Source organism: Microbacterium sp. Z12_35 (genome assembly GCF_058310475.1).
In genome coordinates, this window is record NZ_JBZEGJ010000001.1 from 1 (window position 1) to 25,240 (window position 25,240).

Here is a 25,240-nt window from a genome sequence, read left to right on the forward strand (position 1 = left end):
GATCGCCCGAAAGCGCCGTGAGCAGCCGCGCGCGGAGAGAGGGACCCTTCATGGCTCCAGCGTGCCACGCCCGCTGGAAGGCCGGCGCAGGGACGGCCCATCTCGAGCCCAGGAGGAGTGGTCTAGCGTACGCGTGCCCGCCCGGCCTCAGCCGCTGCCAGCATCCCGGCCGAGACGAACGTCGCGATGCCGATGCCTAGCTGGAGCGCCGTCCCGACGATCGTCAGGCCGACCCCGCACCACAGTGCGACCGATGACCATCGGTGCAACGTCAAAGCGCCGACGGCCCCGACAACCAGGCCGATCGTGCACAGAATGATGCTAGGCAGCACGGCCGCGACCCACAGGCCCCATCCCGTCTCGCCGGCCGGCCGAGGCCCGAAATATGAGCTCGCGGCGTAGTACGTCCACCATCCGATCCACCCGATCGAGATCGCGGCCAACACCAGAAACACGACCGCGCGATCGCGCGAGGGCCTCGCCACCGCCACCAGCAGCCCGGCCACCACCAGCAGAGCCGACATGCCGCCGAGCACCACAGCTACCCAGAGGTAACCGATGCCGTCGGCGCACACCCACGTGCCCTCCGGCCCCCACTCCCCGCCGATACCCCACGAACAGTTCAAGTGCAGCGTATCCCGTACGAGGTCGAGCGCCCACCACCCGAGAAAGAGAGCCAGGATGCCGCCGAGCGAGACCGCCACCGCGGCTGCCGGACCGCGCACACTCCGGACTTCCGCCGCGTTCGGACGCGCATCATCCATCGACTGGGCCGTCACCTTCCCGACGCTACCTCCGCACCGCCCCCATGTCGCACAGATCGCGAAAGGGTCGGTCAGCGGGCGCTTCAGGCCAGCTCCGCGAGCAGGTGAGTATTGCGCTTCATGATTAGGTGCCGCAAGTAGGGGACGAGGACTGCGCGCTCAACGAGCCACCCGAAGATTGGGGAGCCGACGGTGATGGTGTCAGTCATCCGGCACCCGTCTCCCACGGACTCGAACCGATGCTCGTGCACGAAAGTCTTGAACGGCCCGCGCACCTGCTGGTCCACGAACCGCGTGGGCTTCTCGAGTGTTGTGATCTTCGAGGTCATGGCGAACCAGATGCCGAAGTGGCGTGCGCGCCAAGTGACGGTCTCACCCAGACCGATCGCGCCTGAGGTCGTGCCGGCGATCGCGCGCTCACCGGACTGCTGCATCGACGACAGATGGGCATCGATGTCGAGAGAGATCTCGAACAGCTCCCGTGCGCTCACATCGGCGTCGGTCACGATGACAAAAGTTGACGGCATGCTCTCAATTCTGGACGCCGTCGGTCGGCGTTCTGGCCGTGCGCAGCACGGTCGCTCAGCGCGCCGCATCTTTAGGCCTCACGGAAGATCAGTTCGCGTGTGGGCCCCGTGCGAGGATCGCTTCATGAGATGGCTCACCAGCGTTGCCGCCATTGCATTAGCGGCAGCTGTTCTCACCGGCTGCGGCGCCGGTCACTCTAGCGAGCACACCAAGACGAGCCCTGTATTCAAGCTCGTACTTCCGCCCGGGGACACAGAAAGCCCCGTGGGCGAGTGGGGAAGCTCAGAGCCCGATAAAGCAGGTATCGCGTTTGCCGCCGATGGGTCGTATACCGGCAACGACTCGTGTAACGCTCACGGCGGCCGCTGGAGCGACGACGACGGTGTGATCGTCCTAAGCGAGAGATTCATGACGGCCATGATGTGCACCGACGGTCGAGACCAGTGGATCGCCATCACACGAGCGTTTGTGGTCGACAATGGCGTCCTTCAAGGGTTCGACGAGCACGGCAATCCAACAGGCTCATTGTCTGAGCGTCCTTAACTGATCCCCGCAAGCCGGTCGCTACGCGAGCACCTCGGCGAGCGACTTCGTTGCGTGTGCGATAAAGGAGCTCCGGTTCTCGTTGAAGCAGTATCTCGATCACGATTCGGTGTCGACTCGGCCGCCGCAGTGCGCATCCTGATTGGATGGCGCCATGGAGCACCGCGAGCGATCGTCCGCCTCGATCGCGTGGATCGGCGTGGCGGCACTGGCCGGAGTCTTCATCCTGTTCGCGCCGGTGATCAGCGGCGGATGGTGTGCTGATGCGCCGGCTGAAGGCGCATCGCTCTGCGGTTCATTCGAGCGCTCGCTCGTCGGAATCGATACGAATATCTGGCTTTGGCCCGTGTCGAGCGCGATCGTCGTGGCGGTCACGGTCGCAGTCCTCCGCAAGAAGCGACTTCGCAGGCGATAGGACCCTCGCCCCCACGGTCCGCGAGACGGTCGGTCAGCGTGCGGATGATGTGACCGCGTCTCGCTACGATCGCATGGCGAGATCTAGCACACGGACCTCCGCATCTCCCTCGTCAGGTGCACAGGCTAGTGAAGAGCGGATGCTCTGTCGTGGACGGCGCCTACTTCCCTCGCGCGAGGTCGGAGCGGAACTGGATTTCACCGTCGATGGCCGAGGCGAGGTCCTGAACCTTCTTCTCGAAGGGCTCAAACGTGGCCTCGAAGTCAGCCAGCGAGAGAAACGCATCGAGGGGCGATTCAACCAGCCGGATCTGGTCCGGCCATGCATCCCAGGTCGCGAGCTGGCGTCTTGTCACGGGCGTTCGTACGCCAGCAAGATCTTCTATCCGCCGGACTGGCTCGACTGCATACACGAGTCGCACGACTTCCATCTCGGTGACCCTCGGCGCGCCCAACTCTGATGCGAGGAAGTCCGCGCAGAAGCTCAAAGAACCGTGGACGTTCTCCACGCGGGACGCGGCGTAGTCCGCTAACAGGTCGGGAGCCGTCTCGAGTCGAAGGTCCCGGCGCAGAACGTCGGCCATCACGTTCTGTATCTCGAACGAGAGATCAAGTGCGACCGCCGCATCTGGAGCATCGATTCCCATGCGTGCATAGGTGCGCTGAAGGAGGTCTTTCGGGTCACTGCTTGACCAGCTGAACCAGGCTCCGGTCAGACGCTCGAGCAAATCCGCAATGAGCCATGCGTAGAGGTGCGCCATTGTCCGAAGCGCCGCGGGGCGCGACTCCTCGCGATGGTACATCTCGTTCCTGTAGTCGTGCAGTCGGCCCAGCGTCGGGACATAGGCGGGAGGGATCGCGCCATCCCAAGCAAGCAGCTGAAGCTTGGCATTGAAGTCGCGTTCGATGCTCCGCTTTTGGGTTTCTGACAGCTGCCACAGGACCGCCCTTGACCCAGCAGACTCGCGCTCACGATCTCTCTGTTCCATGTCGTTGAGGTCGGGTTGCACGAGCTTTTCGCCGGGCGCACGCCAGTAGTGGCCCCAGTCCCACTTGTGCATGGCCATTCCCGACGAGATTCGCCGAACCATCAAGGTCTCTGCAGCGCTGTCAAGGAGCAGGAATGCGACGCGATCGTCCTCGGCTTGCTCACGAAGGAGCGCGTCGCGTGCGGTGAAGACTTGCGCCGCGATCTCTGCGGTCCGTTTCATGATCCGACCGTATCTGCCCTGAATCGGTACAAGCACTAGGTCGGCTTCAGTGGCAATCGCAACCGCCCACTAGGGTCGATCATCGGAATCACTGAGAGTCGTGAGCTAGTTCTGCGAAATACGGGAAACTGCGAAACTCGCACTCAGCCGCTTGAGGCGTTCGAAATCTCCCTCAGAATAGGGCCGTGGAACCACGAGTGCGAGTATGGGTCTCCGGCGACGCGGGCCGGGCGATGCCGATCGTGAACGGGCTGATCGAGCACCAGATTGACGCTCGCGGCGGCCTCGACGAGGTCGCGGACCTTGGTGAAGCGGGCGCCATCCGCTGGGCCGATGTTGTCGTGGTCACCACGCGCGGCCGAAGTATCTCGACCGCCGAGGCTTTCATCGCGGGCGCCGCCGTCGGGGCTCAGCGACCGCTAGTGTTCCTCGGACCCACGACCGTGCAGGACTTCTCTCTACCGGGCGCCATGCACACCCTGCTTGAGCCAATCGCCGCGGAGGCCCTCGCTTTCCAGCTGGAGACGCTCGGGCGGAAGCTGGCCAACAGGCGTCGATCGCGTGGAGGCCCGGAATCGCCCGCGCGTCCTATCCGGCAGAAGCCAACGCCGATCGTCGGTCAAGGTGAGCTTCGCTCAGACCTTGAGCAGCGTGTGTATGAGCAACTCCTTGTGACCGACGGTGTGTCAGAGATCGTTTTGGGAAGTGCTGCGCAATCGACTGAAACGGTCGGCGGCCGCCAAGCGCTCACTGACTTCTTAGTGTGGTTGGACGGTGCGCAGCCGTTTAATCCGATCCCCATCGAAGTGAAGGGGTCTTCCAGTCCGCGCGCTTTCGAGCAAGTCTTCGGCTTCCTCGACGCGAGCCGGTCTGTGCTTGGGGTGCTGATAACAGATGAGGAGGCGAGGCCTCAAGCGGTCGAACGCGACGGGCGGATTGTGGTGGCTCTTCCTCGCCAGAACATGCCCGAACTAATCGAACTCATACGTGCAGCGCGCAACGCGCTTGTCCATGGGCAGCGCACAGATGGCTAACTTCAGTCGCCGCGTGATCGACGGATACCTTGCGAGGGGCGCGAACGCATCAACGACGACGGCTCAAGGTCGATCGTGCGAGGACCTCGGTGAATACATTTTCTCGAAGTTTCCGGGAGTTGAACTGGTGCACCGCAACGTCCTCGACGCATTCGGCGCGACAGAGACAGACCTCGTTTTCACGAACGATCGAACTCGGAGCGGTCTTCACTTTCTTGATCCGGTGCTGATCGTGGAGTGCAAGAACTACGCAACAAGCAACGTCTCCTCGGCCGATATCGCCTACTTCGCCACCCGGCTTCGCCAGAAGGGCGCGCAGACCGGCGTCCTCGTCACCACAACGAGTGTCAGCGGTGGCACAGGACACGCTGGCGGCTGGGCGCTCGAGTCGGCGCTGATAGATGGGGTGACCGTTCTAGTAGTCGACGGCAATCAGCTCTCTAATCTGTCCACGACGAGCGCACTCGCAGTGAAGCTTCTCGCGCAGCTGGTCGGGTATCGCTCGCTTGGCACGCTTCAGATATAGGTGCGCCGTAGGACAAGTGCCGGCGTGAACATGACCGCGATGTCAACTAGCGACGCCGAGTGTTCGCGAGCCGGCGTCGGCCGCACGGCCTGCGTGGGTCCCTGAACTCGGCAAGCTACGCTCGCATGACGACTTCCTGAATTACCGCCTACTGGACGAAGAGCGGCTGGACATAAGTGCGTTACCGAAATGAGTCCATCCGGCCAGAGCTGACTACTCTCCCCGGCGAGGAGTACATACCTGATGACTGGGTTGACTTCTCCGTAGCCACACAGACCTGTGTTCGGACCATCTGCAATAGCGGGATGATCGTTGTCCTGGTTTGGCAGCCCGGCAGTTGGGACGTCATCGCGTACGGCGCAAACGGACTTCAGCAAGATACATGGCCAGATTCGGACGTCTCCGCGAGGCTGATCGGCCTGCTTGACGACTGACCAATGAATCCGAAGCCAGTCCGCCCCTGCGCCGTCGACTCTTCAGGTGCCGCTGCGCGACGGCCGGTCGGCTCACGCGCCGCTGTTCCGCGCTATCCACCGATCAACGTCGGACAGCTCGTCCCTGATCTTCTGTCGCTCACTCGGCGTGAAGCGTCTCACCTGGATGGCAAGGACCGCCTCAGCAGCAATCGTGCTTAGCCCAAACGCTTCCTGCACCGCACGTCGCAGCTCCTGAGCGTCGCCCTCGACTTCCGAGCAGACTTCGACGAGCTCTTCTAGTCGATCCAGCACCTCGAGGTACGCCACCAGGATCTCGCGACGCGCGAGCGCGTTCTCTCGGTCGTCAGCCACGCCGCCACCCTACCGATGCGATCGCCCGCCGCCCGTTGGCCGGTGCCTGAGCGGGCCGTTGCAACGATATCCGTGACGTCCGAAACCGCCGCGGCCATGCGGAGAATGAGGGCCGACTATTCGAACAGAGACTCTCGCAGCACCTCCTTCGTGAGGTCCAGCGCGCGCTCGCTTTCGAAGTCACTTTCCGTCAATGGCGCAGGATCGTCGGACATGTTCCTGCTCGTGCGCAGGTTCACGAGATCAAACCCATAGAGGATCTCGAGCCTGTAAGACGACGAACTCACGAACGCCTGACCGTCGAAGTTGACGCCCCACCCAGACGCGGCAACCTTGCCTTCATACTTCTGAAAGCGCTTAGTTGAGATGTACTTCTGAGCAATGCCGACGACAAGCGCGACTCTAGTGACGGATGGATCGGCCAACATTTCGGCCGTTTGAGGTCGCGCGGTCCAGGCGTCGATCGCCGCCGCGAATTCATCCGTTCCCGTTTCCAGATTGCTCGCATAGTTGTCAACGACCCGAAATTCGAAAACGTCTTCAGCATTTCCCTCGAGGGTGATTGTGGAGAGGGCGGAGAACTCTGCTGCAGCCTTCTTCGTGATCACGAGCTCGCTTCGCGCGAGTGGGCTTTTCAGGATCGACTTCTCGTCCGGGTCAAGGTTCACGGAGAAAAGAAACTTCTCCGGTCTGCTCTGCTCGCCGCGGTACACGTACACGCGGCCGACTGCGGCGCCTGGATCCGCGACAAGCGTGTCGTCGGGGATGTAGATGAGCGGCGGAAAGTGTTCGTCAATCTGATGCTGTGTCGCGGGCGGTTCCGGCTTTACAACCTTTCCGATCGAGTCATTGATGTGGTCAGCCGAAGCGTCTGTACCCATGCCAGTCTCCTTGCGAGCTCACCCCCTGTGAGCTTGCGGCTGAACTTACACCTGGGCTTCGAGTAAGCGATGGGCGAGGCGTTCTCGCTGGGGCGAGCGGCAATGCTGTGAGAGGCAAGCAGAATCGGTCGCAGGGAGCCGGTGGGTGCGCGGTAGACGGTCCCTGAGCGGGTTGTGTCGACCAGATGTTGGGCACGGGTGAATGGCGCCGTTGAGATGGCGTCGTCGCGCTAGCGGATCACGGACCTGGGCGCGCCCGTAGTGGTGTACTCCCTCTTCAGGATCTCGCTCAACTCGACAAGCTGCTTGCGAGCCGTCTCTTCATCCGCACCGACGTACCCCTTGATTGCGGACGCGAGCGGCGAGTACTGGCCGAACACTCGCAGATCTTGGCCACTCCACGCCCTCCAGATTGGAGCGATCCACGGAATCGGAAGCGCACCGATGAGAAACACGGTGAGGACGGCGAGCCACCCGTTGTTGACGACTCCCAGCACCCCGACAATCGTCGGAAATAGGAACAGCGTCGCAAGGGGTATGGAGGCGGCCGCCCACCAGCTTCCTTTCGCGTACCCGAGTGCCGCGAGCAACACCATTGCGCAGGCAAACAGGGTCGATCCGAAGACCGTTGCTCCGTTCTGAGTAATGGCAAAGACGCCTATCAGAATCGCGACCGCGTATGCGCCGGGGACCAGATACGACAGAACCAGCTGACGCGTTCCGTCCGGTTCGATCCAGCTCAGCGCCCGATATCGGGCGTTCAGTGATTGCAGCCGGCGGCTAAGGAGCGCGGCGCGGAGAACAAGCGAACCCGCTGCCCACCTCCCCGCCGCTGCGCCTAGGAGGAGCACGACCGGAAACACGACAATCCACCCGATATTGGCCGCGGTGATACCGATGCCGGGAATGAGCGCTCCAGCAATCACCAGACCAGTCCAGGCCATGCTCGCACCGGTGATCCAGATGGCAGCATTCGACAGCGCTCGTCGAGTCTGCGCGAGCTCGACGAGTCCTGCATCGTCGATGAACTTCGGGATCACCGCCTTCGCTGGCCAGCGCATTGCAATGTCTCGTGCGGGAGGGATCGCCAACCAGACCAGGAGCGTCACGAGAACAGTAGGCACGAGCGGGCAAAGCCAGACGCTGAGTTCACCGGACGTCAGCAGCGCGCTGCTAAACAAGTCACGAGCGAACGCCGCACCCGAGCCCCAATCGAGTTCGTCCTGATGTGTGAGGACGGTCACGGCGCTGACTAGCAGTGCGATAACGAAGAGCCAGGCAACAGCTGCGGTCACGACTTCCCAGAAGATCGTGGTCCAGCTGTAGACGTTCGCGTTGCGCCGATTCATGGAACCCCCGCATTCCCGCCGTGGACGACTTGCTTTACTCAGTTCCAACGCGACAGAGCCCCGACGCGCCTGCTTCCCCAATTGGCGGCGATTATCCTCGTCGCGCTCACCGGCACGCAACGGTGGAGGTCTCTCGCGCATGCTTCTGCGTCTGACCGCAGAGAGCGCGACACCGTGCTCAAGCTCCCGAGTCCGAGCTAGGTCGACGAATGAATCGATGCGTGCCCGCGGAATTGCAAAGTCCATGGGCGTCAATGGCTTCTGAGCGCTGAGCGAAGAACGGTCCTGCTGCGGGCGCCGCGGGTTGTGCACAGCGGTTGATGAAGAGGCGAGACTCAAAGGGTCGGAGCGATGCTCCCAATACCCGCCCGCGAAGATGCGCGGTGAAGCTCCCCTATACGTGCACGGTCGACGACCCATGACGAAGCGTCCGCAGGGAACGACGGTCGCGGGTAAGAACCACGCAAGCGATCAAGTGATTAGGGGCAATGCACGCAGGCACTTTCCGTGGGCGCTACGGATCTTGCGCGTTGGCTGGTCTCGTGTGTAAACCATGTTGCATGGCCAAATCGAAGCGGCGGAACGAGGACGGCAGGGCCAAGGCACACGCTCGTCAGCGCGAGCGGAATGAGAGGGCTGCCGCCGAGCGGGCGGTTCTCGCTGCCCGACAGGCCGCCTCGCAACGTCTCGACGGCAGCACGACCTCAGGTCTGCAGCGACTGGGCGAACTGTCGACCAGGCTCGAACGGCTTCATTCCGAGGAGAGCGACATCCTCCGTGAACGCGATCAGCTGATCGACGACCTGCGCCTTCTCGACACGTCCTGGAACCTCATCGCTCTTCGCAGCGGCGTCAGTCGCCAAGCACTGAGCAAACGCGCCCGGTGAAGTTCCCAGGACACCGCGTTGGCACGTCGAGACGGGACCAGCGGCTGTAGCGGGCGATGCCGCGCGGCCTCGACGAGCTGAGCCTCGACAATGCTCCGAGCGGCGATGACGTCAGCGACGGTTGTGCGACTCGCTCGGTTAGACGGATACCTGCCGTGGTCGCCGTCGGTCCTCGGTCGTACACTCGGTGCATGGCGCTGGACCTCAACGAATACATCGAAGCGGGCTACGCACTGACGCCCGCCGAACGCCTTGAGGCTGCCCGCGCTTTACAACTCAGCGTCGACCAAGACACGGATGAGCGCCAGCCCGAGATCGACGCCGCGTGGGAAGACGAGATCGATCGTCGACTGGACGAGGTCAAGCGAGGAGAAGCCGTTCTCGTCGATGGTCGCGAAGGTCTGGCTGCGATCCGGGACGAACTGGCAGCGCGCGTTCGGTGACCTACCGGTGGCGTGAGCACGAAGCTGCTCACGCGGAACTCCGCGAAGCCATCCTCTTCCTCGAAGATCAGCGCGAAGGTTGGGGCGAGCGCTTCGCCGACGCCGTGGAGGCTGCCATCGGCAGCATCCTCGACTCACTCCATACTTGGGCGCTTCATCGTGGGCGCCCTCGCGTACCGCCGGTGCGGTCGCGAAGCGTCGCAGGGTTCCGGTACGACATCAAATACCTCGTCATCGAAGACGAGGTGATCGTCGTGGCCTACGCGCACGAGCGACGCACACCCAACTATTGGTCCGAGCGGCTCTGACTGGTGAGCGAAAGGGAGACCATCCACGGCGTGCCCATCACCGACGCGCAGATTGCGGCGTGGGCGATCGAGGGCTGCGGCTGGGTACGACGTCGAGGAGCTGAAGCGACGCGGGCGCGGGCGACCGGGGCCGAACTCCTCGGCAGAGGCGGATCAATAGGAACCGGGAGCCGGTCGCTCCTATCCACAGACCCGAAGCTGCCCTCCACAGTTGCCGGAGTTCGGCGCAGGATGCATCATGCGCAGCGCGGCGTAACGCCGCGCACCGATGCAAAGACCACGGGAGCCAGCATGGGCAGCATCCACTCCTACACGGCAGCCTCGGGCAAGCGCGTCTACCGGATCAGCTATCGAAAGCCTGACGGGAGCCAGGCCACGCTGCGCGGGTTCCGGACGAAGTTCGACGCGGAGATTCGTCTGGCCGAGGTGGAGATCTCGAAGAACCGTGGGACGTTCGTCGATCCATCCGACGCGCGCATCCTCGTCGGCGACCTGGGTGAGGACTGGGTCGCATCGCGTCGGGCGGATCTCAAGCCGTCGACCTTCCGTACGGTCGAGTCTGCGTGGCGCATTCACGTCCGTCCGAAGTGGGGCGCCCGGGCGGTGGGCGGGATCCGCCACTCCGAGATCCAGATGTGGATCGCCGGGCTCTCGACCACCCACAGCGCAACCTCGGTGCGTCGCGTCCACGAGATCCTCTCCGGCATCCTCGAGGTGGCTGTAAGAGACCGCCGGATCTCCGCCAACCCCGCTCGCGGAGTCAAGCTCCCGCGCAAGAAGTCGAAGCCCCGCGCCTACCTCAGCCATGAACAGGTCGCCCAACTCGCCGCCGGGGCCGCTCGCCCCGAACTCATCGTCTTCCTCGCCTATACCGGTCTGCGCTGGGGCGAGGCGACCGGGCTGCGGGTGAAGCACGTCGACGTCAAGCGCCGCCGCGTGAGTGTCGAGGAGAATGCGGTCGAGGTCGGCAGCTGCATCGAGGTCGGCACGCCGAAGACCCATGAGAAGCGCCAGGTCCCGTATCCCGCTTTCTTCGCCGAAACTATGCAGCGTCTCGTCGCCGGCAAGGGGCGGGAAGCCCTCGTCTTCGGTGAAGGACGAATCCACGTCCGCCGGCCGAAGGCGACGACCGGATGGTTCAACAGCGCGGTCTGCCGCGCGCAGGAGACGTCAGCCGCCGCCATCGAGGCTGCAGTGGATGCGGGGGAGGAACCGCCACGCCCATTCCCGCGGGTCACGCCGCATGACTTGCGGCACACCGCCGCGTCGCTCGCGATCTCTGCCGGCGCCAATGTGAAGGCCGTGCAGCGGATGCTGGGCCACGCCTCCGCCGCGATGACGCTCGACACCTACGCCGACTTGTTCGACGACGATCTCGACGCTGTCTCGGCGGCCTTGGACGAAGCGGCGGGCGCCTCAGGTGTTGTCGATCTGTTGCGAGGTGACGGGCATTAGGAAGTCGAGCGAGGAGGTTGCTCCGATGCACTCACTCGCGAAGGCGGTCATGGGTCGTGTCGGAAACACCTACCCGTCGAAAGCTTGTGGCTCGTTGTACTGGGTGTGCGGGCCGAGTGCCTCTACGAGCGCTTCCGGGCATTCGATCCGTTCCTGGATGCGCCTAAGGTCCCCGATGGTGTCGGCGATGAAGCCGACCTCCATGCTGTAGCACGTGTAGACCGAGGTGGGTCGAAGGTCGAGCCAGTCTCGCTGGCCGTCATCGCCGGACGCAAGGCCGGAGTGGAAGAGCAGATTGAACGTCAGCGTCTCATCGGCGGAGTCATCAGATACCTCTTCCGTCGCGTCGAAGTACACCACCCCGGGTTCCGTCGGGTCCAGGTCAGCTGGGGCGTCACCGCCATCCCAATGCACAGCCACGTCAGCGAGTTCATCGATGAACCGTTGCGGGTTCCACCCTTGGTAGCCCGCGTTCCGGATGTTGTAAACGATTCCTTCCTGACCGTCGAGCTGTCGCCACAGCTGCGAGTCCATCGGCACCGGCGCGCACCCGGCGGCCACAACCGCCATGGGTGTAGCGATGCCCACGGCAAGAACGAGGCGAAGACCTCGACCCATCAATCGCGCTCCCTTTCACGGCCACGCGCCCGCTCAACTACGGCGTAGAGTGCCAAGCTCTTTCCCTTCCTCGTCGAGGAGCACCAGCTCGTCTCCGCGTACCTGGGCGGAACGGGCGAGAGCCAGCCACTGGTCATGTTCCTCGAGACACATCACGAGGGTCGTGTGGACCTCTTCGAATGTTGCGGTACCGTCGCCCTCGTCCTGCCAGCGGCCACCGAACCCGTTGCAGCCGTCATAGCCACCGAACTGCCCGCCGACACGCAGCTCGACATGCGGCTCGCGGTCATCGCTGCTACCCCACCTGCCCGCCGCATCCCCCGGAGGTGCGCAGGCGGTGAGCGCGAGCACGCTGGCTACGACAAGTGCAGCGACGGCGCGGCGGGGCAAACTCGAAGGCCTGGCTGCGGGCACACGCCCATCATGATTCATTCACGGAGCCGTGTGAACTCGGCGAACCGAAATCGATCGACTACGGGATTGCGAAGACCTAGGGCGCGGACGGCAAGTGGATCAGCTTGTCGTCACCGTCGGCGAGCTCGGTGAAGCCGAGACCACGCCCCCGGAGGTAGTCGGCTGCTGCGCGCGCCGCGTCGGAACCAGCGTGGGGAACAACTCGCGTGCTGGTCAGGTTCAAGGTCTGCGCAGGCATGTCAGTCCGGTAGCCAGGAGGATGGGTCGACACTTCATCCATCAGGTGGATGCCGCGTAGATCTGTCGAGGTGAGACAGGCGCCTGCCGAGTAGCCGGCGTAGTCGAGGTGCGGAGAGCGGGCGAGCGCATCCCCCAGTCGTGCTTCTGTCGCCGCTCGCGCGAGCACGAACGCGTTTCCCCCTACTACCCAGAGCAGATCGGCGGACGCGAGACGCTTCCTCAGCGAACTCTCTTCGCCGTCCCAATAGTCCCGGAGGTCGAGTTCCTCGCTGCGATACCCGAGTCGAGCCAGGTCGTCGACCTCCCGATCCCAGCTCAGCAGGCGCTCTTGGTACTCGTCCAGCGCATTCATCACGATGAGGGCGCGACCGTCGACACGTCGCAGAGCTTCCGCGCGCGGCCCGAATCGGTAGGCGCTGAGATAGATCCGCACGCGCTAACGCTAGCGATTCGCTGATCCCGCAAACACCTGGAAACGATGGTTGTCGGGACGGTTCTGGCCCGACCGTCGAGGGCGACTCCCGTCGTCGCGACGGTCAGCGGTCGAGGCGCTCACGGCTCCGACAGGTCGGCAACTTCAGACATCACACGAGCCTCATAGACAGCGAACTGCGCCCCATGGCTGGCGGAGAAAGCTCCGCGGGTGTTGTCAAATTGTTGTCACGCGGCCATTTTGGCTAGGTTCCGAGATCCGGGATCCCAGTCGGGAGTAGAGAGCGAGGGTGTTCAAACACGGTGGGCCCCGTGGGGCTCGAACCCACGACCCGCGGATTAAAAGTCCGATGCTCTACCGACTGAGCTAGAGGCCCGCGGCATCCAGCCTACCGGCCCGGCGCCGAGCAAAACTCAGGAGGAATCGACGTCCGGGGCCGTTATGGATCGAGTGGTGCGCGGTTCTCCTGAATTTTGCACGGCCAGCGCGTCCCTCTCCCGCTGCAGGCAATCCGCGGGGCGTTCGGCAGCGAACAAGCGACAGCGCAAGAGCAGCCGAATGTGGGGGGAGTGAGGCATGCTGGTGCACATGGTCATCGACGGCGCGGACGTCCCGGAGGACGCTGGCCACACCGTCGACCACGTCGCCGACCTGCTGGTGCGCATCGCCGCCCGCGACCAGGCCGCCTTCGCCGAACTGTACGACATGCTGTCGGCCCGCGTGTTCGGTCTCATCCTGCGTGTGCTGGTGAACCGCTCCCACAGCGAAGAGGTGCTGCAGGAGGTCTTCCTCGAGGTGTGGCAATCCGCCGCCAAGTTCGCTCCGAACAAAGGTCAGGGGAGATCATGGTTGCTGACGATCGCACATCGACGAGCCGTTGACCGCGTGCGGTCCGCGCAGGCGAGCAGCGATCGTGACGTGCGTGCGGGTTTCCGCGATCTGGAGGCGCCGCGCGACGACGTTGCCGAGAGCGTCGAGATGCGGATCGAGGGCCAGCGGGTTGTCGGCGCCCTCGCCACCCTGCCGGAGGCGCAACGCGAGGCGCTCACGCTCGCATACTTCGGCGGATACAGCCAGAGTGAGATCGCGGCGCTCGTCGGAGCACCGCTGGGAACGATCAAGACCAGGATGCGCGACGGGCTGTCGCGGCTCCGCACCGAGATGGGGGTGAGCGCATGAACGAGAAAGACTTCGCCGAACTGTCGGCCGCGGCCGCCCTCGGTGCGCTGGCGCCCGACGAGCAGCGAGCCTTCGAGGCCGAACTCGCGCTGTATCCCGAGCGCGAGGCGATCCTCCGCGACGACCTGGATGCTGCATCCCGGCTCGCCGCGCTGGCGCCCCCGGTCGCGCCTCCGCCCGCCATCCGTGACGCGTTGCTCGCCCGCATTGCGGCCGAGTCGGTGGTGGGGGATGAACCCGACTCCCCTCGAACGGCCGGTAGGGATTCCGGTGACGGTCCCGAGGCCCGCTCAACGGCCGCGGCCGATCCTGCAGCCGGTCCCGCACAGCCGGGAGCCGGCGCGTCCTTCCCCTCGGCCAATGGGGCGTTGCGCGGTCCGCGTCGCTGGTTCGTCCTCGCCGCATCCGTCGTTCTGCTTCTGGCCGTGGGATTCGGCGCGGTCACCATCGGTCAGCAGCTGAACCCCTCGCCCGCGGTCATGGCGCTGCGGGAGATCCAGCAGGCTCCGGATGCGTCGTCGGCGAGCATCGAGATGGACGGTGTCGAGGCGACCGCGCACTGGTCGGGCGAGCTCGGCCAGGCGGTGCTGGTGTCGGATGGGCTCCCGGAACTCGCCGACGATGAGACGTTCGAGCTGTGGTTCGTGCGCGAGGACGGGGCGATCCCGGCGGGTACGTTCGCCGCGGACGGGGGAGAGGCCACCGCGCTCCTCACCGCCGAGATGCAGGCGGGCGATGTGATCGCCGTGACCGTCGAGCCGGCCGGCGGCTCGCCAACCGGGGCGCCGTCCGGGGATCCGCTGATCGCCATCCCCACCGCTTGAGCTTGAGCGCTCGCGGGGCTCTCCGTGACGCCCGCGGGTAGCCTGGAATCATGAGCGATCAGCCCCGCGACTTTCACAAGCCGGTGCGCCGACCCGCTGAGCTGTTCGACCGGCTCTTCGCGGCCGCGGACCCCGCCGAGGTCTCGCGCGTCGCGCACAGCACGGCGCAGGCGTTGCTCTCGCGAGTGCGCGAGGACCCCTCGGCCGACGTTGTCTCGCGCCTCGTGACCTTCACCGACGAGCACGGGATCGACGACATCGCAGAGCTGTGGTCGCGCTCGCCGGCTCGCTCCCTCCCGGGTGCGCTGTGGCGCCTGTACCTGCTGCAGCTGATGATCCACGACGATCCGCAGACCGCGGCGCTGCTGTACGAGCGGGGGCGCAGCGAGATCCTCTCCGTCGACCCGGTGGTCGCCGGCGCGCCGACGCCAGCCAGCCCGGACGAGCTGGTGGCCCTCATCGACATGATCCTGCGCGGGCTTTTCGAGGGCGACTTCGCCGTCGCGCTCGAGCGGGCCGCGGCGTTCTGCCGCGTGCAGGCGTCGGGGGCGACGCACCTGGCCGACGACTACGAGCTGACCGAATCCGACCGGGCATCTGCCCTGACGACTCGCGCGCTCCGGCTGTCGACCTACGCGTCCGATCTCGCGGCGTGCGCCGTCCTGTGGCGACGCGAATCGCTGGCCTGACGCACCCGCTGGCCTCACGCATCCGCTGGCTGCGCCGCATCCGCTCGTTCGCGAGAAACGACGATCGGGCTGAGAAACGGTGCGACGCGTCGTTTCTCGTCCGGATCGTCGTTTCTCGCGGATCGCGCGGTAAGCGCGCCGGAAAAAGTAAGTGCCGGGCCGCAGAACGCCTCTCGGCGCGAGGCCGCTCTCGGCGGCAAAAGATGGAGCCCGGGGTTACTGCGGCCCGGCTGTAAGAGTCTAACGTCATCGTGCGCGCGTTATTCCACCCGCTTAGGCTCAGAGCATGGCATGGCGTTACGCACTCGTGATCGATCCCGCCGCCGCGGGCGACCCGCGCACCGACTTCTCCGACACCTTCACCGAGATCGACCCGGCAGCTCCCGCCCTGAGCGTGGGGGAGTTGTCGACCCAGCGCGGTGACGGCATCTTCGAGTCGATCGGCGTCGTGGACAAGCATCCGCAGGAGGTGGAGGCGCACCTCGAGCGCCTGGCGTACTCCGCCGGACTCTGCGACCTGCCCGCCCCGCACACCGAGCAGTGGCGCCAGGCGATCGCCCGGGTGGCGGATGCTGCGGAACCGGGCGAGAGCGTCATCAAGCTCATCCTCAGCCGGGGTGTGGAGCACGGTCCGGCGCCGACGGCCTGGGTGACGCTCGCCCCTGCGCCGGACAGCACTTCGGCCCGCGAGGATGGCGTCCGGGTCGTGACCCTCGACCGCGGCCTCGACAGCGGCGCGCCCGGGCGGGCGCCGTGGCTGCTCCTCGGCGCGAAGACCCTGTCGTACGCGGTGAACATGGCGGCGATCCGCGAGGCCCGCCGCCGCGGGGCGGATGACGCGATCTTCGTCACGAGCGACGGCCTGGTGCTGGAAGGCCCCACCTCGTCGGTGCTGTTGCGCTTCGGCGACCGATTCGTGACGCCCGAGCCCGGCGCGGGAATCCTCCACGGCACGACCCAGGTGAGCCTGTTCGACTACCTGACCGACCACGGTTACGAGGTGGCGTACGAGCCGGTCCCCGTCGAGGCGCTCGGGCAGGTGGATGCGGCGTGGCTGGTCTCCAGCATCCGCCTCGCCGCCCCGATCACCGCCGTCGACGCCCGGTCACTCCCGAGCGATCGGGTCTTCACCGCCTCGCTGAACCGCTACCTGCTCTCCCCGCGCGACTGAGGCGCCGGCGCGCGGCTCAGCCGAAGCGGCCGGAGACGTAGTCCTCGGTCGCCTGCACCGACGGGGTGGTGAAGATCGTCGAGGTGTCGTCGTACTCGATGAGCTTGCCGGGCTTGCCGGTGCCGGCGATGTTGAAGAACGCCGTCCGGTCCGACACGCGCGAGGCCTGCTGCATGTTGTGGGTCACGATCACGACCGTGTACTCGTTCTTCAGCTCCGCGATGAGTTCCTCGATCGCGTAGGTCGAGATCGGGTCGAGGGCCGAGCACGGCTCATCCATGAGGATGACCTGCGGCGAGACGGCGATGGCGCGCGCGATGCACAGGCGCTGCTGCTGCCCACCGGACAGGCCGGAGCCCGGTCGGTCGAGGCGGTCCTTGACCTCTTTCCACAGGTTCGCGCCCTGCAGGGAACGCTCGACGAGGTCGTCGGCGTCCGACTTCGAGATGCGCCGGTTGTTGAGCTTCACGCCGGCCAGGACGTTCTCGCGGATCGACATGGTGGGGAACGGGTTGGGGCGCTGGAAGACCATGCCCACCTGACGGCGGACGAGTACCGGGTCGACGTTCGGCGCGTACAGGTCGTCACCGTCGAGGAGTACCGAGCCCTCGACGCGCGCGCCGGGGATGACCTCGTGCATGCGGTTGAGGGTTCGCAGGAACGTGGACTTGCCGCAGCCGGACGGTCCGATGAACGCGGTGACGCTGCGCGGTTCGATGTTGAGAGCGACCCCTTCCACGGCCAGGAAGTCGCCGTAGTAGACGTTCAGATCGCTGACTTCGATGCTCTTGGACACTTCTGTCTTCTTCCGATTTTTCGAGGTCGGCCGCGTTCAGCGGCCGGACTTGGGTGCGAACAGTCGCGCGATGAGGCGCGCGGTGAGGTTCAGCAGCATGACGATGACGATGAGGGTGAGCGCAGCCGCCCAGGCGCGACCGATGTAGGCCTCGGCCGGGATTCCCTGGTTCATGTACTGCGTGTAGGTGAAGACCGGCAGGGTCTGCATGCGGCCGTCGAACAGGTCGTAGTTCATCGAGGAGGTGAAGCCTGCGGTGATGAGCAGCGGAGCGGTCTCGCCGATGACGCGCGAGATCGACAGCATGATCCCCGTGGTGATCCCGGCGATGGCGGTGGGGAGCACGACCTTGGCGATCGTGAGCCACTTGGGTACCCCGAGCGCGTAGGCGGCTTCGCGCAGCTCATTCGGGACGAGCCGCAGCATCTCCTCGGTCGAGCGGACGACCACAGGGATCATCAGCACGGCCAGAGCCACCGAACCGATGATGCCCAGGCGCACTCCCGGGCCGAGGAACAGCGCGAACAGGGCGTAGGCGAACAGGCCGGCGACGATCGACGGGATGCCAGTCATGACGTCGACGAGGAACGTGATGCCGCGGGCGAGGCGGTTGTCCTGGCCGTATTCGATGAGGTAGATCGCCGTGAACAGGCCGATGGGAATCGAGATGATGGATGCGGCGAGCGTGATCACGAGCGTGCCGACGATGGCGTGCAGGGCGCCGCCGCCCTCGCCGACGACGTTGCGCATCGACGAGGAGAAGAACTCGCCGCTCCAGTGGGGCGCCCCCAGGGTGACCACCGTGAACGCGACCGAGATGAGCGGAACCATGGCGATCGCGAACGCGACCGTGACGACGCCGGTGACGAGACGGTCCACGGCCTTGCGGTTGCCCTCGACGATGGCCGAGATCGTGAAGATGAGCGCGAGGTAGAGGACCGCGCCGACGACCGCCCACCCGGCGAGGTTGAACCCCGTCTCGGAGGAGACCGCCATGACGGCGAAGACGGCGGCGGATGCGGCGAACGCTCCGACCAGCAGGGCCCAGGGAGCCCAGCGGGCGAGGCGCCCGTTCGTCAGGCGCACGCTGACCGAAGCCGGCTGTACCGGGGGAGGAGCCAGGGTGGTGGTCATGTCAGTTGGCCCCCGAGAATTCCTTGCGCCGACTCACGATGTAGCGCGCGAGGGCGTTGACCGCGAAGGTCACGACGAACAGGATGAGGCCGGTCGCGATGAGCACGTTGATGTTGAGGCCGTAGGCCTCCGGGAAGCTCAGTGCGATGTTGGCCGCGATGGTGTTGGGGTTGTCGGGGGTCAGCAGCTTGAAGGTGACCCCGCCGGAGACCGACAGCACCATGGCGACGGCCATCGTCTCGCCGAGCGCTCGGCCGAGACCCAGCATGGCGGCCGACACGATGCCGCTGCGGGCGAAGGGGAACACGGCCATGCGGATCATCTCCCAGCGCGTGGAACCCAGGGCGAGCGCGGCCTCCTCGTGGAGGACGGGGGTCTGCAGGAAGATCTCCCGGCAGATGGCCGTGATGATCGGGGTGACCATGACGGCGAGGACGATCGCGGCGGTGAAGATGGTGCGGCCGGTGCTGGAGACCGGCCCCGCGAACAGGGGGATCCAGCCGGCGCTGTCGACCAGCCAGGTGTAGATCGGCTGGACCGCCGGCGCGAGCACCCCGATTCCCCACAGGCCGAAGACGACGGATGGCACGGCGGCGAGGAGGTCGACGACGTAACCCAGCGCCTGGGCGAGGCGGCGCGGCGCGTAGTGCGAGATGAAGAGGGCGACGCCCAGCGACAGCGGCACCGCCATGACGAGGGCCAGGGCAGCAGCCCAGACTGTGCCGAACACCAGAGGGCCGACGTAGGACCAGAAGTTGGACGGGAGGATCGACGCATCCTCGTTGCCGGCGAACAGGGCGGGCAGCGACTGCACGACCAGGAAGATCGCCACCGCGGCCAGCGTGACGAGGATCATGGCGCCGGCGAACAGCGCCGTCCGCGAGAACCAGCGATCGCCGCGGCGCTGTGGCGGCCGCGGGGGCGCGGTCCGGGTGACCTCGGGTGTGGTGGTCATGGCTTCGATTCTGTGAAAGGGAGTCGATGTCCAGACGGATGCCCGGCCCGGCGGAAAGCCGAACCGGGCATCCTCGGCGACCTTACTTGATCGCCTCGATGGCGGTGTTCACCTGCTCGCGCAGGGTGTCCGAGATGGGGGCGCTGCCCGCGGCCTCGGCGGCGGCGTCCTGACCCTCGGGGCTCGCGACGAACGTGAACAGGCCCTTGACCAGTTCGGCGGTGGCGTCGTCCTCGTAGTCGGCGCACCCGATCATGTAGCTGACCAGGACGATCGGGTAGACGCCGGCCGCGGTCGTGGTGCGGTCCAGAGCGATCGCGATGTCGGTGGGTGCGCGCCCCTCCTCCTCGGGCGACGCGTCCACGATGGCCGCGGCGGCCTCGGGGGAGTACTCCACGAACTCGTCGCCCACCTGGATGGCGACGGTTCCGAGGTCGGCGGCACGGGAGGCGTCGGCGTAGCCGATGGTGCCCTGACCGCCCTCGACGGCCGAGATGACGCCTGAGGTGCCCTGAGCGGCCTCGCCGCCCTCGAGCGGCCAGACGCCGTCCGGCTCGCTGGTCCAGACATCCGGAGCGGCCTGGAAGAGGTAGTCGGTGAAGTTCTCGGTGGTGCCCGAGTCGTCCGAGCGGTGCACGGGGGTGATGGCCGTCGCCGGCAGCTCGACGCCGTCGTTCAGGGCGGCGATCGCGGCGTCATCCCACGTGGTGATCGTCCCGGCGAACATTCCGGCGAGGGTCGCGGCATCCAGGTTCAGCGTGTCCACGCCCTCGAGGTTGAACACCACGGCGATGGGGGAGATGTACGTGGGCAGCTCGACGATGTCGGAGCCCTCCACACATGCGTCGAACGGTCCTTCCTCGATCTCCTCCGCCGTGAACGCGCGGTCGGAGCCGGCGAACTGGAAGGCGCCCGCCTGGAACGACTCGCGGCCGGTACCCGAACCGGCCGGGTCGTAGTCGATCGTGAGGTCGGGGTTCATGCCCTGCAGCTCGGCGCTCCAAGTCTGGACGGCCACTTCCTGCGACGACGCGCCACCGCCGACGAGGTTCCCGGAGAGGCTGCCGCTATCGGCAGCGGTGGTCTCCCCATTGCCGCCTCCTTCGTTCGCGGCACACCCGGCGAGGGCGAGGGCCGCGATGGCGGCGACAGCGCCCAGCTGGGCGAAACGAGTGATCTTCACTATGTGGATCCTTCGGGAGTAGGGATTGTGTGAAAAACCCGGTGCAGGGCTCGCCACGAAGGTAGACACGGCCCCTTAATCGATGGCGCAGCGCAGGTGAACGGGAGGTGAACGGCACTCGGCTGTCGCGCGTCGCGACCGTGTGCCGCCCTCCGACCCGGCCCGCCTCCTACAGTGGGACCATGGCGAAGCGATCACCCGCGGAAACCCGTGCGCTGGAGGCGCTTGCGGATGCTGCGGACGCCGCCCGTGCGGCGCGCAAGGCCTCGAAGCGGCTCAGCGACAAGCCGGCGCGGGCGCTGCGTCGTCGGGCCGCGGAGGTCGCGCAGTGGGCAGCGGCGGCTCACGATGTGGCGGAGCATCCGAAGCAGGTCAGAAGGGCCGCGGAGAAGGCGGCCGCTGATCTCCGACGGGCGACGCACGAGGAGCTGCGTGCGCACACGGCGCGCGAGCAGGCGCGGGCCGCCCTCACGCAGCAGCGTGTGCGGGCCGCGATGACCGACTCGCTACCCGTCGTCGCGACGGTCCCCGCGGCCCGGGGCGCCGGCCTGCCGGCTCTCGTCCGCCCGGAAGCTGCGCGGCGACCTCAGACCTTCGGCTCGTGGGTTTCGATGGCCACGATGCCCGAGCCCGGATGGTCGACGGACAAGTGGGCGACGGAGAATCCGCCCGTCTCCAACGACGACGCGCTCCCGAGGTAAGACCCCGCCAGGGTGCCGGTGGCCAGCGCCAGCTCACTGAGGATGTCGGGGAGCACCGGCCCGTGACTGCACAGAACGGCGGCCCGGCGCGCGCGCACCCGCTCACCCACGACCATCCGCACATCGGCGGTGCCGTCCTCCCACGCATCCTGGCTGATCAGGGGACTCTGCTCGATGCGCCGCCCCACCGCCGCCGCCAGGGGGGCGACGGTCTTCATGCACCGCTCGGCGGGGCTGGAGATGATCTTGGGGGCCCCGAACGCCTGCAGGGGGCCGACGATGGCGTCGGCTTGTCGGCGGCCGCGAGCGGTGAGCGGACGTGAGGCGTCCGGACCCTTCCACTCGCTCCGCGCCTTCGCCTTGCCGTGGCGGAGGATCACGAGAGGAAAGGTGCGGGTCACCCCCTGGTCTACGAGTGCCTGATACGCGTCGAGGATCTCGATGTCGACCGGGTAGCTCAGTCGCTCCCGCGCCTTCTTGACGCTCGTCCACTCGAGTGCGGCGATCTCGCGGTTGGGGACGAACGACGATTCCCGCACCGCCGCATCCGTCGCCTCGGTCGCCCAGTAATGCACGATCTTCTCGCGCGAGTTGGGCAGGCGGTATCGGGAGACGCCGATCGGAACGCCGAGGCTCACCCGGATTCCGGTCTCCTCGCGGATTTCCCGCACGGCGGTCTCGGCGAGCATCTCACCGGGGTCGACCTTGCCCTTGGGAAGCGTGATGTCGCGGTATTTGGTGCGGTGGATGAGGAGAACGACGGGTTTCCCGTCGACCAGGCGCCACACCACGCCGCCGGCGGCGTGGACGGCGCTCTCCGTCATCGCACCGTCCGCGCCCGGCGACGGCGCTGCACCGAAGCCATGGTCTTCTCCTGCAGATCCACCAGCGGCTTGCCGTCTTCGCCGCTGCTGCGACGGGTCCATTCGCCGTCGGAGCCCAGATGCCACGAACTCGTGCCGGAGCTCATCGCCAGCTCGAACAGGTCGGTGAGTTCGACGACCTGCTCCGGCGCGGTCACGCGCACGAGCGCTTCGACGCGGCGGTCGAGGTTCCGGTGCATCATGTCGGCGCTGCCGATGTACACCTGTGGCTCTCCGCCGTTCTCGAACGTGAAGATGCGGGAGTGCTCGAGATAGCGACCGAGGATGGATCGCACCGTGATGTTGTCGCTGAGCCCGGGGACTCCCGGCTTGAGGGAGCAGATGCCACGGACCCACACGTCCACCGGCACACCCGCCTGGCTCGCGCGATACAGGGCGTCGATGATCTGCTCGTCGACCATCGAGTTGACCTTGATGCGGACGCGGGCCGGTTTTCCGGCAAGGGCGTTGCGCCGCTCCTTGTCGATGAGGCGGATGAGGCCCTTCCGCAGGTGGAGCGGAGCGACGAGGAGCCGCTTGAACTTCTTCTCGATCGCGTAGCCGCTGAGCTCGTTGAAGAGCCGGGTGAGGTCGCGCCCGACCTCGTTGTCGACCGTGAACAGCCCGAAATCCTCGTAGATGCGACTGGTCTTCGGGTTGTAGTTTCCGGTGCCGACATGGCTGTAATGCCGCAGGACGCCGTCTTCCTCACGGATGACGAGCGCGAGCTTGCAGTGCGTCTTGAGTCCGACGAGGCCGTACACGACGTGCACGCCGGCCTTCTCGAGCTTGCGCGCCCACACGATGTTCGCCGCCTCGTCGAAGCGGGCCTTCACCTCCACGAGCGCGAGCACCTGCTTGCCCGACTCGGCCGCGTCGATGAGCGCCTGCACGATCGGGCTGTCACCGGATGTGCGGTACAGCGTCTGCTTGATGGCGAGGACGTGCGGATCTTTGGCGGCCTGCTCGAGGAACGCCTGCACACTCGTGGTGAACGACTCGTACGGGTGGTGCACCAGCACGTCGGCCCGGCGGATGGCCGCGAAGAGGTCGGCGCGCCGGTTCTGCTCCGGCGGCTGGAAGGGCACAGCGGTCTTGGGAACGTGCGGCGGATACCGGAGGTCGGGCCGGTCGATACGCGACAGGTCGAACAATCCGCGGAGGTCGAGTTGGCCGGGAAGGCGGTACACCTCCTGCTCGGTGATGTCGAGCTCGCTCAAGAGCAGGTCGAGGGTGACCTCATCCATGTCGTCGGTGATCTCGAGCCGGATGGGCGGCCCGAAGCGCCGGCGCAGCAGTTCGGCTTCGAGGGCTTGGATGAGGTTCTCGGTCTCGTCCTCCTCGATCGTCATGTCCTCGTTGCGGGTGAGGCGGAACGCGTGGTGATCCAGCACCTCCATCCCCGGGAACAGGTCGCCGAGGTGGTTGGCGATGAGATCTTCCAGCGGCAGGTACCGCGCCTTGCCGCGCTCGCTCGGGATCTGCACGAGCCGCGGAAGCATCGGCGGTACCTTCAGGCGCGCGAACTCCTGGCGGCCCGAGCGGGCGTTACGTACGCGGATGGCGAGGTTGAGCGACAGCCCGGAGATGTACGGGAACGGGTGCGCCGGGTCCACCGCCAGCGGCATGAGCACGGGGAACACCTGGGCCTGGAAATACTCCGACAGCCGCTCCCGCTCGTGGTCGTCCAACTCGTCCCACGTGACGACCTCGATGCCCGCTTCGGCCAGGGTGGGCCGGACGTGTTCGGTCCACGCCGCCGCATGGCGCAGCTGGAGCCGATGCGCCTCGCCGGAGATATCGGTGAGCACGTCCAGCGGCGCGCGACCGACGTTGGTGGGAACGGCAAGGCCCGTGACGATGCGGCGCTTCAGTCCGGCGACGCGCACCATGAAGAACTCGTCCAGGTTGCTGGCGAAGATGGCGAGGAAGTTTGCCCGTTCCAGAGCCGGCAGCCGGTCATCCTCCGCCAGCTCGAGCACGCGGCGGTTGAAGGCCAGCCAGCTCAGCTCGCGGTCCAGGTAGCGATTCTCGGGAAGCTGCGCGTCGACTGCTTCGACTGCCTCATCGAAATCGTCGTCGTCGGCGTCGCCGAGTCCGGCGTCCAGCACGTCGCGTTCGATCATCCCTTCATCATTGCAGGGGAACAGAAATCCGGCGCCAATGGATCTCGTCGCGTTCGCGTCCCGAGCTCAGGATGCAGAGGGTGAAGGCGTCGGCAGCTGGTCGTCCTCGTAGACGTTGAAGCGGTAGCCGACGTTGCGGACCGTGCCGATGAGCTGCTCGAGGTCGCCGAGCTTGGCGCGCAGGCGGCGGACATGCACGTCGACGGTGCGCGTACCGCCGAAGTAGTCGTAGCCCCACACCTCGCTGAGAAGCTGTTCCCGCGTGAACACCCGGGAGGGGTGCGTGGCGAAGAAGTGGAGCAGCTGGAACTCCTTGTAGGTGAGGTCGAGCGGCTTGCCGTGGACCTTCGCGGAGTACGAGGACTCGTCGATCGTGATTCCGGAGGTCTGGATGCGGGTGGACACCTGCTCCTTCGACATTCGGCCGATGGCGAGACGCACGCGGGCGTCGACCTCGGCCGGTCCGGCGGTGACGAGGATGACGTCATCCACCCCCCAGTCGGTGGACACGGCCGTGAGGCCGCCCTCCGTGACGACGAGGAGCAGCGGGGCGTCGAGCCCGGTCGTGTTGAGGATCTTGCACAGCGACTTCGCCCCGACGAGGTCGATGCGCGCGTCGACGAATATGACGTCGGCGCTGGGTGCGTTGACGAGCTGAGCGGGTTCGGCGGGGATCTGGCGTACCCGGTGGCTGAGCAGTTCGAGCGCGGGCAGAACGGCGCCTCCACCGTTCGCGGAACTCAGAACGAGAAGCTGTGCCAACACCGACCTCCCCCCGATGCG

The 25,240-nt window shown here is 66.1% G+C and carries 29 protein-coding genes and 1 tRNA gene; 12 read left to right on the plus strand and 18 right to left on the minus strand.

Going from position 1 to position 25,240, the window contains the following annotated elements:
• Nucleotides 1-122 precede the first annotated feature (122 nt).
• The gene (locus tag AC4FS1_RS00005) at nt 123-779 is read right to left on the minus strand and encodes a hypothetical protein (protein ID WP_491151566.1); all 657 of its coding nucleotides are present in this window, start codon (nt 777-779) and stop codon (nt 123-125) included.
• Nucleotides 780-847: 68 nt separating this feature from the next.
• Nucleotides 848-1,291, minus strand: coding sequence for an SRPBCC family protein (locus tag AC4FS1_RS00010; protein WP_491151568.1), 444 nt, complete (start codon nt 1,289-1,291; stop codon nt 848-850).
• Between the two features lie 124 nt (nt 1,292-1,415).
• Here AC4FS1_RS00010 and AC4FS1_RS00015 point away from each other — a divergent pair, with 124 nt between their 5' ends.
• Nucleotides 1,416-1,835, plus strand: a complete 420-nt coding sequence (locus AC4FS1_RS00015; protein WP_491151569.1) for an META domain-containing protein — start codon at nt 1,416-1,418, stop codon at nt 1,833-1,835.
• Between the two features lie 99 nt (nt 1,836-1,934).
• Here the strand turns inward: AC4FS1_RS00015 and AC4FS1_RS00020 are convergent, their stop codons facing one another.
• Together AC4FS1_RS00020 and AC4FS1_RS00025 are read right to left on the minus strand one after the other, a co-directional pair.
• Nucleotides 1,935-2,210, minus strand: coding sequence for a hypothetical protein (locus AC4FS1_RS00020; protein WP_491151571.1), 276 nt, complete (start codon nt 2,208-2,210; stop codon nt 1,935-1,937).
• A 200-nt stretch (nt 2,211-2,410) separates the two neighbouring features.
• A complete protein-coding gene (locus tag AC4FS1_RS00025; protein WP_491151573.1) occupies nt 2,411-3,460 on the minus strand; it encodes a hypothetical protein in 1,050 nt (349 codons plus the stop codon).
• 185 nt (nt 3,461-3,645) lie between these two features.
• Here AC4FS1_RS00025 and AC4FS1_RS00030 point away from each other — a divergent pair, with 185 nt between their 5' ends.
• Both AC4FS1_RS00030 and AC4FS1_RS00035 read left to right on the plus strand, forming a co-directional pair.
• Complete coding sequence (locus tag AC4FS1_RS00030; RefSeq protein WP_491151575.1) at nt 3,646-4,494, plus strand: hypothetical protein; 849 nt, start codon at nt 3,646-3,648, stop codon at nt 4,492-4,494.
• 13 nt (nt 4,495-4,507) lie between these two features.
• The gene (locus tag AC4FS1_RS00035; RefSeq protein ID WP_491151577.1) at nt 4,508-5,020 is read left to right on the plus strand and encodes a restriction endonuclease; all 513 of its coding nucleotides are present in this window, start codon (nt 4,508-4,510) and stop codon (nt 5,018-5,020) included.
• Between the two features lie 506 nt (nt 5,021-5,526).
• Here the strand turns inward: AC4FS1_RS00035 and AC4FS1_RS00040 are convergent.
• The 3 genes from AC4FS1_RS00040 to AC4FS1_RS00050 form a co-directional block, all read right to left on the minus strand.
• Nucleotides 5,527-5,808: a hypothetical protein gene (locus AC4FS1_RS00040; protein WP_491151579.1), complete on the minus strand. Its 282-nt coding sequence runs from the start codon at nt 5,806-5,808 to the stop codon at nt 5,527-5,529.
• A 116-nt stretch (nt 5,809-5,924) separates the two neighbouring features.
• A complete protein-coding gene (locus tag AC4FS1_RS00045; RefSeq protein WP_491151581.1) occupies nt 5,925-6,689 on the minus strand; it encodes a hypothetical protein in 765 nt (254 codons plus the stop codon).
• Nucleotides 6,690-6,919: 230 nt separating this feature from the next.
• On the minus strand, nt 6,920-8,038 hold the full coding sequence (locus AC4FS1_RS00050; protein ID WP_491151582.1) for a hypothetical protein: 1,119 nt from the start codon (nt 8,036-8,038) through the stop codon (nt 6,920-6,922).
• Nucleotides 8,039-8,598: 560 nt separating this feature from the next.
• On the opposite strand from AC4FS1_RS00050, the gene AC4FS1_RS00055 reads away from it, so the two are divergent.
• The 4 genes from AC4FS1_RS00055 to AC4FS1_RS00070 all read left to right on the plus strand — a co-directional run bounded on the left by AC4FS1_RS00055 (nt 8,599) and on the right by AC4FS1_RS00070 (nt 11,131).
• Nucleotides 8,599-8,925, plus strand: a complete 327-nt coding sequence (locus AC4FS1_RS00055; protein WP_491151584.1) for a hypothetical protein — start codon at nt 8,599-8,601, stop codon at nt 8,923-8,925.
• Between the two features lie 191 nt (nt 8,926-9,116).
• Nucleotides 9,117-9,368: an addiction module protein gene (locus tag AC4FS1_RS00060; protein ID WP_491151586.1), complete on the plus strand. Its 252-nt coding sequence runs from the start codon at nt 9,117-9,119 to the stop codon at nt 9,366-9,368.
• Nucleotides 9,365-9,676, plus strand: a complete 312-nt coding sequence (locus AC4FS1_RS00065) for a hypothetical protein (RefSeq protein WP_491151587.1) — start codon at nt 9,365-9,367, stop codon at nt 9,674-9,676. The genes AC4FS1_RS00060 and AC4FS1_RS00065 overlap by 4 nt, the downstream gene beginning before the upstream one ends.
• Before the next feature lie 291 nt (nt 9,677-9,967).
• A complete protein-coding gene (locus AC4FS1_RS00070) occupies nt 9,968-11,131 on the plus strand; it encodes a tyrosine-type recombinase/integrase (RefSeq protein WP_491151589.1) in 1,164 nt (387 codons plus the stop codon).
• A 69-nt stretch (nt 11,132-11,200) separates the two neighbouring features.
• Here AC4FS1_RS00070 and AC4FS1_RS00075 read toward each other — a convergent pair whose 3' ends face one another.
• From AC4FS1_RS00075 to AC4FS1_RS00090, 4 genes are all read right to left on the minus strand, one after another.
• The gene (locus AC4FS1_RS00075; protein ID WP_491151590.1) at nt 11,201-11,701 is read right to left on the minus strand and encodes a hypothetical protein; all 501 of its coding nucleotides are present in this window, start codon (nt 11,699-11,701) and stop codon (nt 11,201-11,203) included.
• 81 nt (nt 11,702-11,782) lie between these two features.
• A complete protein-coding gene (locus tag AC4FS1_RS00080; RefSeq protein WP_484533468.1) occupies nt 11,783-12,139 on the minus strand; it encodes an META domain-containing protein in 357 nt (118 codons plus the stop codon).
• A 100-nt stretch (nt 12,140-12,239) separates the two neighbouring features.
• The gene (locus tag AC4FS1_RS00085) at nt 12,240-12,836 is read right to left on the minus strand and encodes a Type 1 glutamine amidotransferase-like domain-containing protein (RefSeq protein ID WP_491151592.1); all 597 of its coding nucleotides are present in this window, start codon (nt 12,834-12,836) and stop codon (nt 12,240-12,242) included.
• A gap of 303 nt (nt 12,837-13,139) precedes the next feature.
• Nucleotides 13,140-13,212, minus strand: a tRNA-Lys gene (locus AC4FS1_RS00090).
• 200 nt (nt 13,213-13,412) lie between these two features.
• Here AC4FS1_RS00090 and sigK point away from each other — a divergent pair.
• The 4 genes from sigK to AC4FS1_RS00110 all read left to right on the plus strand — a co-directional run bounded on the left by sigK (nt 13,413) and on the right by AC4FS1_RS00110 (nt 16,699).
• Entirely contained in the window at nt 13,413-14,015 is a 603-nt protein-coding gene (sigK, locus tag AC4FS1_RS00095) for an ECF RNA polymerase sigma factor SigK (protein ID WP_491151594.1), read from the plus strand.
• Complete coding sequence (locus tag AC4FS1_RS00100) at nt 14,012-14,839, plus strand: anti-sigma factor domain-containing protein (RefSeq protein WP_491151596.1); 828 nt, start codon at nt 14,012-14,014, stop codon at nt 14,837-14,839. The genes sigK and AC4FS1_RS00100 overlap by 4 nt, the downstream gene beginning before the upstream one ends.
• 50 nt (nt 14,840-14,889) lie before the next feature.
• Nucleotides 14,890-15,528: a DNA-directed RNA polymerase subunit beta gene (locus AC4FS1_RS00105; RefSeq protein ID WP_491151598.1), complete on the plus strand. Its 639-nt coding sequence runs from the start codon at nt 14,890-14,892 to the stop codon at nt 15,526-15,528.
• A gap of 286 nt (nt 15,529-15,814) precedes the next feature.
• Nucleotides 15,815-16,699 (plus strand): aminotransferase class IV, encoded by an 885-nt coding sequence (locus AC4FS1_RS00110; protein ID WP_491151600.1) that lies wholly within the window; start codon nt 15,815-15,817, stop codon nt 16,697-16,699.
• A gap of 16 nt (nt 16,700-16,715) precedes the next feature.
• Here the strand turns inward: AC4FS1_RS00110 and pstB are convergent, their stop codons facing one another.
• From pstB to AC4FS1_RS00130, 4 genes are all read right to left on the minus strand, one after another.
• Nucleotides 16,716-17,495, minus strand: a complete 780-nt coding sequence (pstB, locus tag AC4FS1_RS00115; RefSeq protein WP_491151602.1) for a phosphate ABC transporter ATP-binding protein PstB — start codon at nt 17,493-17,495, stop codon at nt 16,716-16,718.
• Between the two features lie 36 nt (nt 17,496-17,531).
• Nucleotides 17,532-18,629, minus strand: a complete 1,098-nt coding sequence (gene pstA, locus AC4FS1_RS00120; protein ID WP_491151604.1) for a phosphate ABC transporter permease PstA — start codon at nt 18,627-18,629, stop codon at nt 17,532-17,534.
• Nucleotide 18,630: 1 nt separating this feature from the next.
• Nucleotides 18,631-19,584: a phosphate ABC transporter permease subunit PstC gene (pstC, locus tag AC4FS1_RS00125; RefSeq protein WP_491151606.1), complete on the minus strand. Its 954-nt coding sequence runs from the start codon at nt 19,582-19,584 to the stop codon at nt 18,631-18,633.
• A gap of 82 nt (nt 19,585-19,666) precedes the next feature.
• On the minus strand, nt 19,667-20,767 hold the full coding sequence (locus AC4FS1_RS00130) for a phosphate ABC transporter substrate-binding protein PstS (RefSeq protein WP_491151608.1): 1,101 nt from the start codon (nt 20,765-20,767) through the stop codon (nt 19,667-19,669).
• Between the two features lie 182 nt (nt 20,768-20,949).
• On the opposite strand from AC4FS1_RS00130, the gene AC4FS1_RS00135 reads away from it, so the two are divergent.
• On the plus strand, nt 20,950-21,468 hold the full coding sequence (locus AC4FS1_RS00135; protein WP_491151609.1) for a hypothetical protein: 519 nt from the start codon (nt 20,950-20,952) through the stop codon (nt 21,466-21,468).
• On the opposite strand, the gene AC4FS1_RS00140 is transcribed toward AC4FS1_RS00135, so the two are convergent.
• The 3 genes from AC4FS1_RS00140 to AC4FS1_RS00150 all read right to left on the minus strand — a co-directional run bounded on the left by AC4FS1_RS00140 (nt 21,354) and on the right by AC4FS1_RS00150 (nt 25,219).
• Complete coding sequence (locus tag AC4FS1_RS00140; protein WP_491151610.1) at nt 21,354-22,292, minus strand: NUDIX hydrolase; 939 nt, start codon at nt 22,290-22,292, stop codon at nt 21,354-21,356. The genes AC4FS1_RS00135 and AC4FS1_RS00140 overlap by 115 nt on opposite strands.
• Nucleotides 22,289-24,457, minus strand: coding sequence for an RNA degradosome polyphosphate kinase (locus AC4FS1_RS00145; RefSeq protein WP_491151611.1), 2,169 nt, complete (start codon nt 24,455-24,457; stop codon nt 22,289-22,291). Before AC4FS1_RS00145 ends, AC4FS1_RS00140 begins: the two co-directional genes overlap by 4 nt.
• Before the next feature lie 66 nt (nt 24,458-24,523).
• A complete protein-coding gene (locus tag AC4FS1_RS00150) occupies nt 24,524-25,219 on the minus strand; it encodes a winged helix-turn-helix domain-containing protein (RefSeq protein ID WP_491151612.1) in 696 nt (231 codons plus the stop codon).
• Nucleotides 25,220-25,240: the final 21 nt, after the last annotated feature.

What these genes read in the sequence shown, in the direction of transcription:
- AC4FS1_RS00110 (WP_491151600.1), top strand. Translation starts at nt 15,815, where the DNA reads ATGGCATGGCGTTACGCACTCGTGATCGATCCCGCCGCCGCGGGCGAC.
- AC4FS1_RS00045 (WP_491151581.1), bottom strand. Translation starts at nt 6,689, where the DNA reads ATGGGTACAGACGCTTCGGCTGACCACATCAATGACTCGATCGGAAAG.
- AC4FS1_RS00050 (WP_491151582.1), bottom strand. Translation starts at nt 8,038, where the DNA reads ATGAATCGGCGCAACGCGAACGTCTACAGCTGGACCACGATCTTCTGG.
- AC4FS1_RS00070 (WP_491151589.1), top strand. Translation starts at nt 9,968, where the DNA reads ATGGGCAGCATCCACTCCTACACGGCAGCCTCGGGCAAGCGCGTCTAC.
- AC4FS1_RS00060 (WP_491151586.1), top strand. Translation starts at nt 9,117, where the DNA reads ATGGCGCTGGACCTCAACGAATACATCGAAGCGGGCTACGCACTGACG.
- AC4FS1_RS00135 (WP_491151609.1), top strand. Translation starts at nt 20,950, where the DNA reads ATGGCGAAGCGATCACCCGCGGAAACCCGTGCGCTGGAGGCGCTTGCG.
- AC4FS1_RS00025 (WP_491151573.1), bottom strand. Translation starts at nt 3,460, where the DNA reads ATGAAACGGACCGCAGAGATCGCGGCGCAAGTCTTCACCGCACGCGAC.
- pstC (WP_491151606.1), bottom strand. Translation starts at nt 19,584, where the DNA reads ATGACCACCACACCCGAGGTCACCCGGACCGCGCCCCCGCGGCCGCCA.
- sigK (WP_491151594.1), top strand. Translation starts at nt 13,413, where the DNA reads ATGCTGGTGCACATGGTCATCGACGGCGCGGACGTCCCGGAGGACGCT.
- AC4FS1_RS00055 (WP_491151584.1), top strand. Translation starts at nt 8,599, where the DNA reads ATGGCCAAATCGAAGCGGCGGAACGAGGACGGCAGGGCCAAGGCACAC.
- AC4FS1_RS00010 (WP_491151568.1), bottom strand. Translation starts at nt 1,291, where the DNA reads ATGCCGTCAACTTTTGTCATCGTGACCGACGCCGATGTGAGCGCACGG.
- AC4FS1_RS00145 (WP_491151611.1), bottom strand. Translation starts at nt 24,457, where the DNA reads ATGATCGAACGCGACGTGCTGGACGCCGGACTCGGCGACGCCGACGAC.
- pstA (WP_491151604.1), bottom strand. Translation starts at nt 18,629, where the DNA reads ATGACCACCACCCTGGCTCCTCCCCCGGTACAGCCGGCTTCGGTCAGC.
- AC4FS1_RS00140 (WP_491151610.1), bottom strand. Translation starts at nt 22,292, where the DNA reads ATGACGGAGAGCGCCGTCCACGCCGCCGGCGGCGTGGTGTGGCGCCTG.
- AC4FS1_RS00105 (WP_491151598.1), top strand. Translation starts at nt 14,890, where the DNA reads ATGAGCGATCAGCCCCGCGACTTTCACAAGCCGGTGCGCCGACCCGCT.
- AC4FS1_RS00075 (WP_491151590.1), bottom strand. Translation starts at nt 11,701, where the DNA reads ATGGCGGTTGTGGCCGCCGGGTGCGCGCCGGTGCCGATGGACTCGCAG.
- AC4FS1_RS00015 (WP_491151569.1), top strand. Translation starts at nt 1,416, where the DNA reads ATGAGATGGCTCACCAGCGTTGCCGCCATTGCATTAGCGGCAGCTGTT.
- AC4FS1_RS00100 (WP_491151596.1), top strand. Translation starts at nt 14,012, where the DNA reads ATGAACGAGAAAGACTTCGCCGAACTGTCGGCCGCGGCCGCCCTCGGT.